The sequence below is a fragment of the Pedococcus cremeus genome (genome assembly GCF_900111375.1).
In the GTDB taxonomy this organism is placed as follows: domain Bacteria; phylum Actinomycetota; class Actinomycetes; order Actinomycetales; family Dermatophilaceae; genus Pedococcus_A; species Pedococcus_A cremeus.
Genome location: NZ_FOHB01000001.1, coordinates 236,015 through 251,315, shown reverse-complemented (window position 1 = coordinate 251,315; position 15,301 = coordinate 236,015). Strand labels below are relative to the sequence as shown.

19 protein-coding genes are annotated in these 15,301 nt (G+C 72.9%); 16 read left to right on the top strand and 3 right to left on the bottom strand.

Going from position 1 to position 15,301, the window contains the following annotated elements; all coding sequences use genetic code 11:
* Window positions 1–45 precede the first annotated feature (45 nt).
* The gene (locus tag BMW78_RS01130; protein ID WP_091755598.1) at window positions 46–975 is read right to left on the bottom strand and encodes a sulfite exporter TauE/SafE family protein; all 930 of its coding nucleotides are present in this window, start codon (window positions 973–975) and stop codon (window positions 46–48) included.
* A gap of 332 nt (window positions 976–1,307) precedes the next feature.
* Here BMW78_RS01130 and rpsP point away from each other — a divergent pair, with 332 nt between their 5' ends.
* From rpsP to trmD, 5 genes are all read left to right on the top strand, one after another.
* Window positions 1,308–1,793, top strand: a complete 486-nt coding sequence (gene rpsP, locus BMW78_RS01125; RefSeq protein ID WP_091755596.1) for a 30S ribosomal protein S16 — start codon at window positions 1,308–1,310, stop codon at window positions 1,791–1,793.
* 2 nt (window positions 1,794–1,795) lie between these two features.
* The gene (locus tag BMW78_RS01120) at window positions 1,796–2,038 is read left to right on the top strand and encodes an RNA-binding protein (RefSeq protein ID WP_091755594.1); all 243 of its coding nucleotides are present in this window, start codon (window positions 1,796–1,798) and stop codon (window positions 2,036–2,038) included.
* A gap of 168 nt (window positions 2,039–2,206) precedes the next feature.
* The gene (locus BMW78_RS01115) at window positions 2,207–3,058 is read left to right on the top strand and encodes an alpha/beta fold hydrolase (protein ID WP_091755592.1); all 852 of its coding nucleotides are present in this window, start codon (window positions 2,207–2,209) and stop codon (window positions 3,056–3,058) included.
* A gap of 25 nt (window positions 3,059–3,083) precedes the next feature.
* Window positions 3,084–3,686: a ribosome maturation factor RimM gene (rimM, locus tag BMW78_RS01110; protein ID WP_091755590.1), complete on the top strand. Its 603-nt coding sequence runs from the start codon at window positions 3,084–3,086 to the stop codon at window positions 3,684–3,686.
* Window positions 3,683–4,447: a tRNA (guanosine(37)-N1)-methyltransferase TrmD gene (trmD, locus tag BMW78_RS01105; protein WP_245735599.1), complete on the top strand. Its 765-nt coding sequence runs from the start codon at window positions 3,683–3,685 to the stop codon at window positions 4,445–4,447. Before rimM ends, trmD begins: the two co-directional genes overlap by 4 nt.
* 88 nt (window positions 4,448–4,535) lie before the next feature.
* Here the strand turns inward: trmD and BMW78_RS01100 are convergent, their stop codons facing one another.
* Window positions 4,536–5,294, bottom strand: a complete 759-nt coding sequence (locus BMW78_RS01100; RefSeq protein WP_091755588.1) for an ABC transporter permease — start codon at window positions 5,292–5,294, stop codon at window positions 4,536–4,538.
* A gap of 290 nt (window positions 5,295–5,584) precedes the next feature.
* On the opposite strand from BMW78_RS01100, the gene rplS reads away from it, so the two are divergent.
* The 10 genes from rplS to BMW78_RS01050 all read left to right on the top strand — a co-directional run bounded on the left by rplS (window position 5,585) and on the right by BMW78_RS01050 (window position 14,262).
* Window positions 5,585–5,941, top strand: a complete 357-nt coding sequence (gene rplS, locus BMW78_RS01095) for a 50S ribosomal protein L19 (protein ID WP_091755586.1) — start codon at window positions 5,585–5,587, stop codon at window positions 5,939–5,941.
* A gap of 81 nt (window positions 5,942–6,022) precedes the next feature.
* Window positions 6,023–6,826 (top strand): signal peptidase I, encoded by an 804-nt coding sequence (gene lepB, locus BMW78_RS01090; RefSeq protein WP_091755584.1) that lies wholly within the window; start codon window positions 6,023–6,025, stop codon window positions 6,824–6,826.
* Window positions 6,823–7,965, top strand: a complete 1,143-nt coding sequence (gene lepB, locus BMW78_RS21115) for a signal peptidase I (protein ID WP_245735598.1) — start codon at window positions 6,823–6,825, stop codon at window positions 7,963–7,965. Before lepB (BMW78_RS01090) ends, lepB (BMW78_RS21115) begins: the two co-directional genes overlap by 4 nt.
* A gap of 3 nt (window positions 7,966–7,968) precedes the next feature.
* Window positions 7,969–8,856, top strand: a complete 888-nt coding sequence (locus BMW78_RS01080; RefSeq protein ID WP_091755582.1) for a ribonuclease HII — start codon at window positions 7,969–7,971, stop codon at window positions 8,854–8,856.
* A 3-nt stretch (window positions 8,857–8,859) separates the two neighbouring features.
* Window positions 8,860–9,177 carry a DUF2469 domain-containing protein gene (locus BMW78_RS01075; protein WP_091755580.1) on the top strand — a complete coding sequence of 106 codons (318 nt, stop codon included), beginning with the start codon at window positions 8,860–8,862 and terminating at the stop codon, window positions 9,175–9,177.
* 90 nt (window positions 9,178–9,267) lie between these two features.
* Window positions 9,268–9,642 carry a YraN family protein gene (locus tag BMW78_RS01070; protein WP_091755579.1) on the top strand — a complete coding sequence of 125 codons (375 nt, stop codon included), beginning with the start codon at window positions 9,268–9,270 and terminating at the stop codon, window positions 9,640–9,642.
* Entirely contained in the window at window positions 9,642–11,183 is a 1,542-nt protein-coding gene (locus tag BMW78_RS01065; RefSeq protein WP_091755577.1) for a YifB family Mg chelatase-like AAA ATPase, read from the top strand. The genes BMW78_RS01070 and BMW78_RS01065 overlap by 1 nt, the downstream gene beginning before the upstream one ends.
* Window positions 11,184–11,191: 8 nt before the next feature.
* Complete coding sequence (dprA, locus tag BMW78_RS01060) at window positions 11,192–12,292, top strand: DNA-processing protein DprA (protein WP_091755575.1); 1,101 nt, start codon at window positions 11,192–11,194, stop codon at window positions 12,290–12,292.
* Between the two features lie 112 nt (window positions 12,293–12,404).
* The gene (locus BMW78_RS01055) at window positions 12,405–13,319 is read left to right on the top strand and encodes a tyrosine recombinase XerC (protein ID WP_245735597.1); all 915 of its coding nucleotides are present in this window, start codon (window positions 12,405–12,407) and stop codon (window positions 13,317–13,319) included.
* Between the two features lie 106 nt (window positions 13,320–13,425).
* Window positions 13,426–14,262, top strand: coding sequence for a DUF3152 domain-containing protein (locus BMW78_RS01050; protein ID WP_091755571.1), 837 nt, complete (start codon window positions 13,426–13,428; stop codon window positions 14,260–14,262).
* Window positions 14,263–14,295: 33 nt separating this feature from the next.
* On the opposite strand, the gene BMW78_RS01045 is transcribed toward BMW78_RS01050, so the two are convergent.
* Entirely contained in the window at window positions 14,296–14,718 is a 423-nt protein-coding gene (locus BMW78_RS01045; RefSeq protein ID WP_245735596.1) for a murein hydrolase activator EnvC family protein, read from the bottom strand.
* Window positions 14,719–15,061: 343 nt separating this feature from the next.
* Between BMW78_RS01045 and BMW78_RS01040 the strand changes: the two genes are divergently transcribed.
* Window positions 15,062–15,250, top strand: coding sequence for a hypothetical protein (locus BMW78_RS01040; RefSeq protein ID WP_143056102.1), 189 nt, complete (start codon window positions 15,062–15,064; stop codon window positions 15,248–15,250).
* The last annotated feature ends 51 nt before the right edge of the window (window positions 15,251–15,301 follow it).

Sequence of the window (15,301 nt, the reverse complement as noted above, 5' to 3'; positions counted from 1 at the left end):
GCAAACCCCAGCTCCCCGGCTGACGGTCGAGCGGCGCCGCGGACCTCAGGCCGGCTCGGACGCCGGTTCGGGCTGCTCCACGGGCGTCCGGGTGCTGCCCCCGGTGAGCTGGCGCTCGGCCAGGTGGGCCCGGGTGGAGTAGGCCACCGCGGCGCCCCAGAGGACGAACAGCGCCGCGTACACGGCATACCGGGTCTGGTCGGGGGCGCCGACCCAGTCGCTGCGCAGCAGCGTGCGGGTGTTGGTCAGGATGATGATGCCCCCGACGGCGGAGCCGAGGACGCGCGGCGGGATGTGCCGCACCAGCCAGGCCGCGATGGGCGCGGCGACCGCACCGCCGAGCAGGAGCGCGAGCACCCACGCGAAGTTGACGCCCTGCGAGCCGAGCGCGAGCAGGAAGGCCAGGCTGGCGGAGGCCGAGACGAGGAACTCGCTGGTGTCGATGGAGCCGATGACCTTGCGCGGCTCGAGCCGTCCGCTGGCCAGGATGGCGGGGGTGCCCACCGGGCCCCAGCCGCCGCCACCGGTGGCGTCGACGAAGCCGGCGAAGAGCCCGAGCGGGCCGAGGAACCGCTTGCGCAGCGGGTGGCCGAGCCGGTCGGTGCGCAGGCCACGCACGGTGAAGCGGGTCAGCACGTAGACGCCGAGGGCCAGCAGGATCAGCGACATCACCGGGGCCGCGACGGAGGTGTCGAGGCCGGCCAGGAAGGTTGCACCGGCGAACGCGCCGACCGCGCCGGGCAGCCCGATCTTCAGCACCACCGGCCAGTCGACGTTGCCGAAGCGCCAGTGCGAGGCCCCGGAGACCAGCGTCGTGCCGATCTCGGCCAGGTGCACCGTGGCCGACGCGGCGGCCGGGTTGGTGCCGATGGCCAGCAGCAGGGTGGTGGAGGTGACGCCGTAGGCCATGCCGAGGCTGCCGTCGACGAGCTGGGCCCCGAGGCCGACGATCGCCAGCAGGATGAGTTTGCGCACGACGTGCTCCTGTTCCGGTGGGGGGAGATCCAGCCGGCCGTCCGGCGTGGCCAGGAACGAGGCCAGGAACTCCGACTGGAATAGGAGGAGTTCACCGGTTGGATGCTTATGGGTCAACTAACACGGCGTTATGTCTTGAATGCTGGAAGGTGAACGGACACCGCTGCCGTTCAGGAGCACCCCGACGGGTCTGGCAGAATGGGCAGCTGTACCCGTCCGGCCGCAGCACCCTCTCGGCTGGGTTGGACGCCTACACCGAGCTCCCGGCTCCCCGCGTGTTCCCCACCCGGTCTCGCCGCGCTCACAACACAGAAACAGGAGTGACCACACCAGTGGCCGTCAAGATCCGTCTGAAGCGCATGGGCAAGATCCGTGCACCGTTCTACCGCGTCGTCGTCATGGACTCGCGCACCAAGCGCGATGGCCGTGCCATCGAGGAGATCGGCAAGTACCACCCCACCGAGGAGCCCTCGGTCATCGACATCGACTCCGAGCGCGCGCAGTACTGGCTCGGCCAGGGCGCGCAGCCGACCGAGGCTGTCGAGGCCCTGCTCAAGGTGACCGGTGACTGGCAGAAGTTCAAGGGCCTGCCGGGCGCCGAGGGGACCCTGAAGGTCAAGGAGCCCAAGACGTCCAAGAAGGACCTGTACGAGGCTGCCGTCGCCGCCGCGGGCAAGGCCGAGGCCGTCAAGGACACCGCGACCACCCCCAGGAAGAAGGCCGAGAAGAAGGCCGAGGAGCCCAAGGCTGACGAGGCTCCCGCCGCCGAGGCCACCGGGGCCACCGAGGCCACCGAGGCTGAGAAGAGCGAGGCCTGACCGTGCTGGAGGAGGCGCTCGAGCACCTCGTCAAGGGCATCGTCGACCACAAGGACGACGTCGCCGTGCGGCGCAAGGACCTGCGTCGCGGTGAGGTCCTCGAGGTCCGGGTGCACCCGGACGACCTCGGGCGCGTCATCGGCCGCTCGGGTCGCACCGCCAGTGCGCTGCGCACCGTGATGGGCGCCCTGGCCGGCGGGCACAACGTCCGGATCGACATCGTCGACACCGACCGCACCCACTAGCAGGCGACCGCCGTCGAAGGGCCGCCGGGACACGTTCCCGGCGGCCCTTCGCGTGCCCACCCCAAGAGCCGTATGCCGCGTGGCCGGCCCCGCGGCATGCCGGACGCCGCCGTCTGCTGCCGTCACCAATAGCCCTGGGCATGGCGATGCGCGGCGTATCGTCCGAGCATGGAGCGGAGAACCTTCCTCGCGCCCACGCCGCACGGCTCGCTCGCTGGCTGGTGCACGGGCGCCGGTGAGCCCGTGCTCCTGCTGCACGGCGGCCCGGGTCTGGAGGGCACCTACCTCGACGTCGTGGCTGACGAGCTTGCCGTGGCCTTCGAGGTGGCGACGTTCCAGCAGCGCGGCCTCCCGCCCTCGACCGAGGAAGGCCCTTTCACGATCGACCAGGCAGTCGCCGATGTCGAGGCCGTGTTGGACCACCTCGGGTGGGAGCAGGCGTGGGTGGTCGGGCACTCGTGGGGAGGACACCTGGCCTTCCACTTCGCAGTGACGGCGCCCGGCCGCCTTCGTGGCGCGCTGTCGGTCGACCCCCTCGGTGCGGTGGGCGACGGCGGGATGGCGCAGTTCGAGGCCGAGTTGATGGCGAGGATCTCGCCCGACTCGAGGGCAAGGGTGGCGGAGCTCGAGGCTCGCGAGCAGGAACGTCCCTTGACGGTGGAGGAGCGCGCCGAGGCCTATGCACTCGCGTGGCCGGGGTACTTCGCCGACCCCGAAGCCGCGCCGCCTTTCCTGCGGTTGGCGCAGAGCGCGCCGGCCGCGGACGGGCTGTTCGCGGACATCCAGCGACGGCTGCCGCAGCTGGAGGACTCGCTCCCGCGGGTCGCCGTGCCGCTCGGCGTCCTGGTCGGTGAGCACAGCCCAATACCGCCGCGGGAGGGCGGGATCGCGACCGCCGAGCGGGTCCCTGGAGCCTGGAGCTCGATGGTGCCAGGCGCGGGCCACTACCCCTGGCACGAACGTCCGGGTTGCGTCCTGGAGGCGGTCCGGAGGCTGGCGCAGGCCTCTGACGGCCACTGAGCGCGGACCTGAGAGGATCACGACCATGCCCGACCCCCAGCAGTACCTCGTCGCGCGGATCGGCAAGCCGCACAGCCTCCGCGGTGAGGTCACCGTGCAGGTGCACACCGACGACCCGCAGGCCCGTTTCGTGCCCGGCGCCACGTTCATCACCGAGGCCGCTCCGGGGTCCGGCGTCCCCCGCGAGCTGACGCTGCACAGCGCCCGGCTGCACAACGGCACCTGGCTGCTCGCCTTCGAGGGCATCCCGGACCGCACCGGCGCAGAGGGGCTGCGCGGCACCCGGCTGCTGGTCGATGCCGAGGTCGTCGAGGACGAGGACGACGAGGAGGGCTGGTACGAGGACGAGCTCGTGGGCCTGCGGGCCGTGGACCCTGACGGCGCCGAGCTCGGCACGGTCAGCGGACTCGAGGTCGGCCCGGCCCAGGACCTCCTGGTGCTGACGCTGCCCGGCGGCGGCACGGCCTACGTGCCCTTCGTCGAAGAGATCGTGCCCGAGGTCGACGTCGAGGGCGGCCGGGTGGTGCTCACGCCACCGCCGGGCCTGCTCGAGCTCAACCTCGAGCAGAACCCCGACGAGAACGCCGACCAGGACCCCGACCGGAACAGCGAGCAGGGCGGCGAGTGACCGTGCGGCTCGACGTCGTCTCGATCTTCCCCGACTACCTCGCGCCGCTCGACCTCTCGCTCATCGGCACCGCCCGGCGCAAGGGCCTGATCGACCTGCAGGTCCACGACCTGCGCGACTTCACCCACGATCGGCACCGCACGGTCGATGACACCCCCTACGGCGGGGGAGCGGGCATGGTGATGCGCCCCGAGCCGTGGGGTGAGGCGCTCGACCACGTGCTGGCGCAGGGCCCCGCGGACGCGCCGCCGCACCTCATCGTGCCGGGCCCGGGGGGCGTGCCGTTCACCCAGGCGATGGCCCGCGACCTGGCCCAGCAGCCGTGGCTGGCCTTCGCCTGCGGGCGCTACGAGGGCATCGACGAGCGGGTCTACGACGAGGCGCGCGAGCACATGCCGGTCTCGGTGGTCTCGCTCGGCGACTACGTGCTCAACGGCGGCGAGGTCGCCGTGCTCGCCATGGTCGAGGCGATCGCCCGCCTCATCCCGGGCGTCATCGGCAACGCGCTCTCGCTCGTGGAGGAGTCGCACGAGGACGGCCTGCTCGAGTACCCCGTCTACACCAAGCCGCCCGTCTGGCGGGCGCGCGAGGTGCCGGAGGTGCTGCTGTCCGGCCACCACGCGGCCATCGCGCGCTGGCGTCGCGACGAACGGCTGCGGCGCACCGCCGGGCGTCGTCCCGACATGCTGGCCACCCTCGACGAGCAGGACCTCGACGCCCGCGACCGCCAGGTGCTCGACGAGCTCAGCCAGCCGTCGTAGCGGCGTCCTCGAGCAGGGCGGTCAGGGTCCGGTGGGCCGTCTGCGCCTCCCTCTCCCGGCTCGGACGCGGCGCCCGTGCCGGCGCCGCTCAGTCGACCAGCGCCCGCTGCAGGTCCTGGGGGAGCAGCCGGCGCTGGGAGATGAGCCGCTCCGCCAGCCCGGCTGTCACGGTCTGGGCGGCCATGATGCCGAACAGCACCAGCACCTGGGCCGTGGCCGCCTGCACCGGCGTCCCGCCACCGAGCATGACGCCGATGAACGCGCCGGGCAGCGTCACCACCCCCGTGGTCTTGACCTGGTCGAGGCCCGGCAGGAGGGCCTCCGGGGTCCGGCGGTGGATCACCTCGAGGATGCCCTGGGCCGGCAGCAGGCCGATGGACAGGCAGGCCTCGTACTGCGCGTGCTCCTCGCGCAGGGCGGCGAAGGTGCGGCGTCCGGCCAGGGTGTGGGCGGTCATGGCGTTGCCGATGACGATGCCGGCGATGGGGATGATGGCCAGGCCCGTGAACGGCACGGTGCCGGTGGCGAGGACGACGGCCAGCACCGGCAGGACCCCGCCCGCCATGGCGGCGGCGGCCCACGGCCAGGAGCTCGACGCCTCGACACGGCGGCAGGTCGTCAGCACCGCCATGGCGAACATGACGACGGCCAGCGCGATCGACAGCGGGAGGCTGCCGATGACCGAGGTGATCACCACCGCCGCCACGCCGAGCTGCAGGCACGCCCGCAGGCCCGCGACGAGCGCGGAGCGACCCAGCCCGAATCCCGCCACCCGGTGGGCGGTCAGCGTGGTGGCCATCAGCAGGAGCAGCGCCGCCGCGACGGGCCAGCCGGGGTTGATGGTCACGGCCGCAACGGTAGTGGCGGTGGCACGGCATACTGGCTGCGCCCCACGTCCCCTGTGCGCTGAACGTGCCTCCTGTGCCCTGAGGTCGTCAGCCTCGCGCAGCGGATTTCGGGCCGGGGCGGCCACCGTGGCAGAATGGCTCTTCGCGCCCGCTGGAACCCCGGCCCCTGCCACAGGGGGAGTGGCTCCGCACCGTCGGAGCACGTGGCCCCAGCGACCGCGCACCCCATCACGATGAACCATCGAACACCGTTGGTGACCTGTGGCACCTGCGAGAAAGCGAACCAGCCATGCAGCGTTTCGACGAGATCGACAAGGCCTCCCTCCGCGACGACGTCCCGGAGTTCCGCGCCGGTGACACCGTCAACGTGCACGTCAAGGTCATCGAGGGCACCCGCTCCCGCGTCCAGGTCTTCAAGGGCGTCGTGATCCGTCGCCACGGTGGCGGCATCGGCGAGACCTTCACCGTCCGCAAGGTCTCCTTCGGTGTCGGCGTGGAGCGCACCTTCCCGCTGCACACCCCGATCATCGACAAGATCGAGGTCGTCACCCGCGGTGACGTCCGCCGCGCGAAGCTGTACTACCTGCGCGAGCTGCGCGGCAAGGCCGCCAAGATCAAGGAGAAGCGCGAGACGCCCGCCAGCTGAGCGGCAGCGGATCCCACTCCTGTTGCCCGTGGTGCCCTGGTGCGCTCGCAGCACAGCTGCGAGGACTAGGCTCCGGACTCGATGAGCTCCGGACCCCAGCCCCCACAGTCGAACTCGGCCGCCGCGTCTGCCTCGGCAGACGCGGCGGCCGCGTCGTCGTCAGCGGAGGAGCCGACGGCGCAGGGGCCTACCTCGCGTGACGCGGCGTCGCGTGACTCTGCGTCGCGCGGACCCTCGTGGCTGCTGCTCGCGGGCATCGCCCTGCTCGTGATGATGCTTGTCCGGGCGTTCCTGGTGCAGTCCTTCTACGTGCCGTCGGCTTCGATGGAGCCGGCGATCCGGCCCGGCGACCGCATCCTCGTCGACAAGACGGTGGGCGCCGACGACCTCCGGCGAGGGGACGTCGTGGTGTTCGACGGCACGCGTTCCTTCGCGGTGGCCGACCGCACCCCCGCCCAGGCGCAGGGACTGGTGGGGCGTGCGCTCGGCGGGGCCGCCTCCCTCTTCGGTATCGACCTCGGCGAGCAGGACTTCGTCAAGCGCATCGTCGGCCTTCCCGGAGACCACGTGGTCTGCTGCGACGCGCAGGGCCGACTCAGCGTGAACGGCACCCCAGTCGACGAGAGCTACCTCCCGGCGGGAACCCGGCCGAGCGACACGACGTTCGATGTCACGGTCCCTGCGGGGCGGCTCTGGCTCATGGGAGACAATCGCAGCAACTCCGCCGACTCACGGGCCCACCTCGGTGACCCGGGAGGCGGCATGGTGCGGACCAGCGACGTCGTCGGGCGAGCCTCGGCGACCTACTGGCCGCTCAACCGGCTCGGGGAATTCGCGACACCGCCGGCACTCAGTTCGATTCCGGCGGCAGAAGGGACACGATGAGCGAGGACCAGGGGCGCGGTCGCGCCGGAGCCGGCCACGAGGCCGACCCGGCCTGGCTGCGCCACGACTTCGGCGACGAGACGGACGCCGGTGACGCCCCCGCGAACGGGGAGTCCCCGCGGTCGGGCACGGAGCCGGACGACGGCTGGCTGCGCCACGACCCTGCCGACTCTGGCGACCCTGCCAACCCGGCCGACCCTGCCGAGGACCCGCAGCCCGGGACGCCCCTCGGGGCGGCAGGCACCGAGCCGGCCCCGCGCGGTGGTGCGGACGCCGGCGACGGCGAGCCGGCGGCATACCGGCACGACGACGAGGCCGACCGTGACCCGGACGGCGGTTGGGACGGCGACGGGGCCTCCGACGAGGGTGACCGCGCGGCCTCCCGCTCCGCCGAGGGGCGCGACGGAGGCGGGGTCGGGTCGATGCTGAAGGCGGCGACGAAGGAGTTCGTCATCGTCATCGGCATGGCGCTCGTGCTGTCGTTCGTGGTCAAGACCTGGCTGCTGCAGGCGTTCTACATCCCGTCGGGGTCGATGGAGGACACCCTCGTCCTCAACGACCGGGTCATCGTCAGCAAGCTCACGCCCGGGGCCTTCGAGCTCAAGCGCGGCGACATCATCGTGTTCTCCGACCCGGGCAACTGGGTCGACCCGCTGCCGCAGGCGCCGCACGGCGAGGTCGTCACCACGATCCGCAAGGGGCTGATGTTCGTCGGGCTGCTGCCCAACGACTCCGAGGACCACCTCATCAAGCGTGTCATCGGCCTCCCCGGTGACCACGTCGTCTGCTGCGACGAGGGGGAGCGCCTGACCGTCAACGGCGTGCCGCTCGTCGAGCCGTACATCAAGCCCGGGGACGCGCCCTCCGCCATGGACTTCGACATCACCGTGCCGAAGGGGTCGGTGTGGGTCATGGGCGACCACCGCTCCGACTCCTCCGACTCGCGCTTCCACGACAACGGCACCGGGAAGACGGGGTCGGTGGCCGAGAGCCTCATCGTGGGCCGTGCCGTGGCCCTCGTGTGGCCGCTGGACCACCTGACCTGGCTGTCGAACCCCAAGGCGACCTTCGCCAAGGTGCCGGCGCCGGGCAGCGAGCAGAAGAAGCCCGCGCACTCGACGACCACGGGTGGCGGCTGACCGATGCCGGCCGCACCACCTCGCACCCGCAAGCCCAGCCTGCGGGTGGAGCGAGCGCTGCAGCGTGCCGGGCACCGCGTCCTGGCAGGCATGGACGAGGTCGGTCGTGGCGCCCTCGCGGGCCCGGTCACGGTCGGCGTGGTGCTCATCGACGAGACGTGTCGCAGCGCGCCCGTGGGCGTCCGTGACTCCAAGCTGCTGACGCCCGCCGCGCGGCAGGCGATGGTGCCCAAGATCCAGCGGTGGTGCCTCGGGTACGCCGTGGGACACGCCTCCGCCGACGAGATCGACCGCATCGGCATCATGGCCGCCCTGCGGCTGGCCGGGATGCGGGCGCTGGAGGCGGTCGGCAGCGAGCCCGACCTCGTCATCCTCGACGGCAACCACGACTGGCTCACCGCTCCGGAGGAGGTGGGGCTGTTCGCCTTCGCCGGGTCCGGTCCCGCCACCCCGCCGGTCACGACCATGATCAAGGCCGACCTGAAGTGCTCGTCGGTGGCCGCCGCCAGCGTGCTCGCCAAGGTGGAGCGCGACGGCATCATGGTCGAGGCAGCCCACGAGCACCCGATCTACGGGTGGGCCGAGAACAAGGGGTATGCCGCGCCGGAGCACGTCGCGGCCCTCGAGGCCGAGGGCCCCTGCGTCCTCCACCGGCGTTCGTGGCGTCTCCCCGGGACCATGGTGGAAGATGGGATGGGCGAGGCGGACGAGCCGAACCTGCGGGACGGGACGCCGGGCGAAATCCGGGACGAAGAGCGTGGCGACATGCGGGACGAAGAGCTTGACGGCGTGCGGGACGACGAGCTTGCCGAGGTGCGGTACGAAGCGCTGGACGAGACGCTGGGTGAAGGGCGCCACCGTGGCGCTCTGGACGAGAGAGACGCGGGATAGGGCATGAGCTCGGAGGACCTCGAGAAGTACGAGAGCGAGATGGAGCTCGCCCTCTACCGCGAGTACCGCGATGTGGTGGGGCTGTTCACCCACGTCGTGGAGACCGAGCGGCGCTTCTACCTCTGCAACTCGGTGGACGTGAAGGTGCGCAGCGAGGGCGGCGAGGTCTACTTCGACGTCACCATGCAGGACGCCTGGGTCTGGGACATCTACCGGCCGGCCCGGTTCGCCAAGAACGTGCGCGTCGTGACGTTCAAGGACGTCAACGTCGAGGAGCTGGCCAAGTCCGAGCTCGAGATGCCGAAGGGCAACGGCTTCTAGTCGTCCACAGCGGTTCCGCGCGGGTCACACCGTCCACAGGCGGCGCGGGGACTGCTGACGGCCCGGTCGCCTCCCCGGCAGGGTCGGGGCATGGCAGACCGGGAACAGGAGTCGCCGACCCGCACCCTGGGTCGGTACGGAGAGGACCTCGCCGCGCGCTACCTCGGCGAGCGCGGCATGGAGGTGCTCGACCGCAACTGGCGGTGTGAGCACGGGGAGATCGACCTCGTCGCGCTCGACGGCGACTGCCTCGTGGTGTGCGAGGTGAAGACCCGCCGCAGCACCGCGTTCGGCGAGCCGGTGGAGGCCGTGACGTGGCGCAAGGCGGCCCGGTTGCGCAGGCTGGCGTCGGCCTGGCTCGCCGACCACGAGCTGCGTCCGGCCGGCGTGCGGATCGATGTGGTCGGCATCCTCCGGCCTGACGCCGGACCCGCGTCCCTGCGCCACGTGCGGGGAGTCGGCTGATGGGCTTCGGGCGCACCCGTTCCGTGGCGCTGACCGGGCTCGACGGTGCCCTGGTGCAGGTCGAGGCCGACATCGCGCAGGGCCTCCCGCACTTCGCGGTGAGCGGTCTTCCCGACACCGCGTGCCTGCAGTCCACCGACCGGGTCAAGGCCGGCACCAGCAACAGCGGGCTGCCGCTGCCGCAGCGGCGCATCACGGTCAACCTCTCGCCGGCCTCCATCCCGAAGGCGGGCACGGCGTTCGACCTCGCCATCGCCGTCGCGGCCCTGGTGGGTGCCCAGGTGCTGCCGGCCGAGGTGGCCGAGGACGTCGTGCACCTCGGGGAGGTCGGCCTCGACGGCACCATCCGACCGGTGCGCGGCGTGCTCCCGAGCGTGCTCGCCGCAGCGGCCCAGGGGGTCCGCGACGTCGTCGTGCCGCTCGCCAACGCGAGGGAGGCCGCCTTGGTCCCCGGGGTGCGGGTGCACGCCGTTCCCGACCTGGCGACCCTCCACCACCGGTATGCCCAGGCGAAGGCGGGGCGGCTGCCGGAGGTGCCGCTGCCCGCGGCCGAACGCGACACCGCGTCCGACCGGGGCGCCAAGGACCTCGCCGACGTCGTCGGCCAGCCGGAGGCTCGCCTGGCGGTCGAGCTCGCTGCCGCCGGTGGCCACCACCTGTTCCTCATGGGGCCGCCGGGGGCCGGCAAGACGATGCTGGCTGAAAGGCTCGTGTCGGTGCTGCCCCGGCTGGAGCCCCAGCAGTCGCTGGAGGTGCTGGCGGTGCGCTCGCTGCTGGGCCCGGTGCCAGACGCCCTCGCGGCGGAGGCGACGCCGCCCTTCGTGGCGCCGCACCACAGCGCGTCCACCGCGGCCATCGTCGGCGGCGGGAGCGGTGCGATCCGACCCGGGGCGGTCTCCCAGGCCCACCACGGGGTGCTGTTCCTCGACGAGGCGCCGGAGTTCAAGGTGACCACGCTGCAGGCGCTGCGGCAGCCGCTGGAGTCGGGGGAGGTGTGGGTCTCGCGGGCCCGGTCGTCCGTGCGCTTCCCGGCCCGCTTCCAGCTCGTGATGGCCGCCAACCCGTGCCCCTGCGGGCTCGGGTTCGGCAAGGGAGCCGAGTGCTCGTGCCGCCCGCAGGCCAAGCGGGCCTACATGACCAAGCTGGGCGGCCCCCTCCTCGACCGGGTCGACCTGCAGGTGGCCATGCCCGCCATCAACCTCGCCGCCCTGGGGGAGAGCTCCGGCGAGAGCAGCGACGTCGTCGCGGCCAGGGTTGCTGAGGCCCGGGAGGTGCAGGCCGCCCGGTGGTCCGGGCAGCCGTGGACCCTCAACGGCCACGCCTCGGGCAGCACGCTGCGGCGGGGCACGTTCCGCCTGGCCCGCGGGGTCACCGCCGACCTCGACCGCGCCCTCGACCGCGGGCAGATCACCCTCCGCGGCTACGACAGGATCCTGCGGCTGGGGTGGACGGTCGCCGACCTCGCCGGCCATGACAGCCCGGACCGTGACGACCTCGGGCTGGCCCTCACGCTGCGCAACCGTGGTCCGGTGGCGGCATGAGGGGCCGTATGCCGCGCGGGGAGCGCGAGGCCCGGATGGCGTGGAGCCGCATCAGCGAGCCGGAGGACGCCCGCGCCCTGAAGCTGGTGCGGGAGCACGGAGCGGAGGAGGCGCTCGCGGCGGTTCTGGACGGCTCGGCCGAAGGCGCGGCACGGTACCTGCCGCGGGTCGAGACCCTCGACATCGAGCAGGACCTCCGGGTGGTCTCCCGGCTGCGGGCCCGGGTGCTGGTGCCGGGTGACGACGAGTGGCCCGACGGCGTGGACGACCTCGAGGTGCCGCCCCACTGCCTGTGGGTGCGTGGACCGGAGGATCTCCGCGGGGCGTGCGAGCGCAGTGCTGCGGTGGTGGGCGCCCGCAGCGCCACGCCGTACGGCGAGTCGACCGCGGGCGAGATCGCCGCGGGGCTCTGCGAGCGGCGCTTCACGGTCGTGTCCGGCGCAGCCTTCGGCATCGACGGTGCGGCCCACCGTGGCGCCCTGGCCGTGGACGGGCTGACCGTCGCGGTGCTCGCAGGCGGGGTCGAGCGGCCCTACCCCGACGCCCACCGCGGCCTTCTCGAGAGGATCGTCGCGACCGGTGCGGTCGTCAGTGAGGTGCCGCCCGGTTGCGCCCCCACCCGGTGGCGGTTCCTGAAGCGCAACCGGCTGATCGCGGCCATGACCCGGGGCACCGTGGTGGTCGAGGCCGGCCTGCGGTCGGGGTCCCGCAGCACTGCTCGCGAGGCGACGAAGCTGGCTCGCGTCGTCGCAGCGGTCCCCGGGCCGGTCACGTCGATGGTGTCCGCAGGGTGCCACGAGCTCATCCGCCGCGGGGAGGCTGAGCTGGTGACCGACGCCGACGAGGTGGCCGAGCTGCTGGGCTACCTCGGGGCAGACCTGGCGCCGGTGAAGCGGGGGGAGGTCCGCCCGGAGGACGACCTCGGCGAGGTCGAGAAGGTGGTGTGGGCGGCCCTGCCGGTGCGGTCCGCGACGGGTGTGGCCTCACTGGCGGTGCACACGGCCCTCGCCGAGCGTGAGGTGCTCGGGTGCCTCGGTCGGCTCCAGCTCAAGGGCCTTGCCGCCCACGACGGCGAGGGATGGCGACGTCCACCGCGCCGACCGGCCTGACGCGCGCGCCCGGGCCGCGACACACCAGCAGTAGACACGCCAGTCATATGCGTGGTGACCCTCCCGGCGAGGCTGCTTGAAGGCCGGTCTCCGCTTTGCGACGGTGCCTAACGTGAGCGACACGACGGCCGAGGCGGTGGAGGCGTTCTCCCGCCACCTGCGGGCCGAGCGCGGGCGCTCCGAGCACACCGCTCGGGCCTACCTCGGCGACGTGCGCAGCCTGCTCGGGTTCCTCGAGTCCGAGTGCGGAGTCACCGACCTCGCGGACATCACCTTGCGCGACCTGCGTGCGTGGCTGGCCCAGCTGGCCGCCTCGGGAGCGGCTCGTGCCACCATCGCCCGCCGGTCCGCTGCGGCGCGCACGTTCCTGGGCTGGGCGGCACGAACCGGCCGGATCCCCACCGACCCCTCGGTGCGGCTCGTCGCCCCCAAGCGCCAGCGCCACCTCCCCGGCGTGTTGAAGCAGGGGGAGGCCAGCGCGCTGCTCGACGTGGCCGCCGTCGCCGCCGACGACGAGGACGCGATGCACCTGCGCGACCGAGCGGCCCTGGAGCTCCTGTACGCCAGCGGTATCCGCGTCGGTGAGCTGGCGGCGTTGGACGTGGACGACATCGACCTCGCCGCCGGGGTGGTCCGAGTGATGGGCAAGGGCTCCAAGGAGCGCACGGTGCCGTTCGGCGCCCCCGCCCGCGAGGCGCTCATCGCCTGGCTCAGCCGCGGACGCCCCCAGGTGGTGACCGGCGACAGCGGACCAGCCGTCTTCCTCGGCCGCCGGGGTCGGCGGGTCGACCCGCGCCAGGTGCGGACCTCCGTCCACCGTCTGCTGGCACACGTGCCCGACGCCCCCGACCTCGGACCGCACGGCCTCCGGCACAGCGCCGCCACGCACCTCCTCGAGGGCGGCGCCGACCTGCGCCTGGTGCAGGAGATGCTCGGCCACGCCTCGTTGGCGACCACGCAGATCTACACGCACGTCTCGGTCGACCGGCTCAAGCAGTCCTACCGCCAGGCGCACCCCCGGGCCTGAGCCGCGGGCGGAATTCGGTCGTGCATGGGCGAGGCGGCTCGCCCGCGTGCCGCCCATCAGGGGAAGATGGGGCGCCCCGACCCGGCCCCCCGACCACGAGGACCGCGTGAACCGCTCACCCGCTCGACACCGCCGCCGTGCGGTCAGTCGACGCGTCCGCCTGCGTCGGACCCTGCTGGCTGCGGTCGTCCTCGCCCTGGTCGTGGTCACCACGGTGCGGCTGGTCTCTCGCGACGAGGCCTCCGACGTGGCGGCCACGGTCGCCGACCAGCTGCCGGGCATCCAGGCCAGCCCTGCGGCCAGCGGTTCGGCGGCGGCGCCGTCGGCCACCCCGACCGGCGACAGCGAGGACGGCTCGACCACGACCGAGGCCCCTCGCACCGAGACGGTGGAGGTGCCCCAGAACGGCACCGGCACGATCCGGGTCGTCACGGTCCCCGGCCCCCAGTCGACGGCCAGCGGGAGGGTCGTCCGCTACACCGTCGAGGTCGAGAAGGGCCTGGGGGTCGACGAGACCAAGGTGGCCCGCACGGTCCGCGAGGTGCTGCTCCACGAGCGCGGGTGGCAGGGCAAGGACGGCATCCGGTTCGTCAACGTGAGCCCCGGTGAGGAGAAGGCTGGAGCCGCCGTCGACATCCGGGTCACCCTGGCCAGCCCGGGACTCACCGACCGGCTCTGCGCGCCCCTGAGGACGTTGTCGCAGGTCTCCTGCTGGAACAACGGGCGTTCGGTGCTCAACCTGCGCCGCTGGCAGCTCGGTGACGACAGCTACGGCGACGACGTCGAGCGCTACCGCATCTACCAGGTGAACCACGAGGTGGGCCACGGCCTCGGCCACCAGCACCGTTCCTGCCCCGCGAAGGGGCAGAGGGCGCCGGTCATGGTCCAGCAGACCCTCGACCTGCAGGGCTGCAAGGCCTGGCCGTACCCCACCGGCGCCTGAGCCGGCCGTACCCCACCGGCGCCTGAGAAGGGCTCAACCGGTGCCGAGGGGCAGCAGGACCACGTGCCCCGGGCGCAGCAGCGCCAACGGGTCGAGGTAGACCCGCCCCCGCAGCGCTCCCAGGTGCAGGCAGCCGGCGCAGTGCGAGGCGGCGCTGCCGTCGACCAGCCCGATGACCTGGCCCGCGCGCACCACCTGGCCCCGGTGAACCCGCGGGGTCAGCGGTTCGTAGGTCGTGCGCACACCCCCGGCGTGGAGCACGGAGACGGTGCCCCGTCCGGCGATGACACCGACGTGGACGACCCGTCCGGCCGCGACTGCCAGCACCGGTTGGCCGGAGGTGGCCGAGAGGTCGACGCCACGGTGCCCCGGCCCCCAGGTGCTGGCCGGCCGCTCGAAGCGCCTCGCCACGGTGGGCTCGGGCGCGAGGGGCCACTGCCATCGCTGCCGCAGCACGTCCACGGACCGTGCGGCGCCGCCTGCAGCAGGGGATGAGATGGCCGGTGGGGTGGGAGTGCGGGTGGAAGGAGGGACAGGGGCGGCGGTTGCCGGCGCCGACGAGGGCGAGACCGGGTCGGGCGTGGGCGGTGACATCGCCGTGACGCCGAGGGTGAGGGCGGCGACGGGTAGCAGCGCAGGGGCGAGGCTGACCATGCCGGTGAGCCTCGACCCACCTGAGCCAGCCGCACAGTGGGGACGGGCGTGGCTGTGGAGCACGGGACTGCCGGAGCCTGCCTGTGGACGGCCGCCCCGGCGTGGCAGGCGGGCGTTGTCAGTGCCTCGTGGCACCGTGATGGGCATGGAGACGACAGCCGACCTGATGCTCGTGACCGGAGTGCTGGCCCGCTGTGGCGACTGTGCCAGCGAGCAGATCCTCATGCCCGTCGACGACACGGGCGAGTACTGCTGCACCGTCTGCGACGCCGCTGTCCTGCTGTGGGACGTGGCCGTGGCGGTGCGGGAGGACCATGCCCGCAGCGTGGCCTGAGAGTCAGTGGCCTGAGAGTCAGTGGCCTTAGAGTCAGTGGCCGAAGAGTCA

Coding starts and splice junctions, on each gene's coding strand:
- BMW78_RS01115 (WP_091755592.1), top strand. CDS start 2,207: ATGGAGCGGAGAACCTTCCTCGCGCCCACGCCGCACGGCTCGCTCGCT.
- rimM (WP_091755590.1), top strand. CDS start 3,084: ATGCCCGACCCCCAGCAGTACCTCGTCGCGCGGATCGGCAAGCCGCAC.
- rplS (WP_091755586.1), top strand. CDS start 5,585: ATGCAGCGTTTCGACGAGATCGACAAGGCCTCCCTCCGCGACGACGTC.
- lepB (WP_091755584.1), top strand. CDS start 6,023: ATGAGCTCCGGACCCCAGCCCCCACAGTCGAACTCGGCCGCCGCGTCT.
- lepB (WP_245735598.1), top strand. CDS start 6,823: ATGAGCGAGGACCAGGGGCGCGGTCGCGCCGGAGCCGGCCACGAGGCC.
- BMW78_RS01080 (WP_091755582.1), top strand. CDS start 7,969: ATGCCGGCCGCACCACCTCGCACCCGCAAGCCCAGCCTGCGGGTGGAG.
- BMW78_RS01075 (WP_091755580.1), top strand. CDS start 8,860: ATGAGCTCGGAGGACCTCGAGAAGTACGAGAGCGAGATGGAGCTCGCC.
- BMW78_RS01070 (WP_091755579.1), top strand. CDS start 9,268: ATGGCAGACCGGGAACAGGAGTCGCCGACCCGCACCCTGGGTCGGTAC.
- BMW78_RS01065 (WP_091755577.1), top strand. CDS start 9,642: ATGGGCTTCGGGCGCACCCGTTCCGTGGCGCTGACCGGGCTCGACGGT.
- dprA (WP_091755575.1), top strand. CDS start 11,192: ATGCCGCGCGGGGAGCGCGAGGCCCGGATGGCGTGGAGCCGCATCAGC.
- BMW78_RS01040 (WP_143056102.1), top strand. CDS start 15,062: ATGGAGACGACAGCCGACCTGATGCTCGTGACCGGAGTGCTGGCCCGC.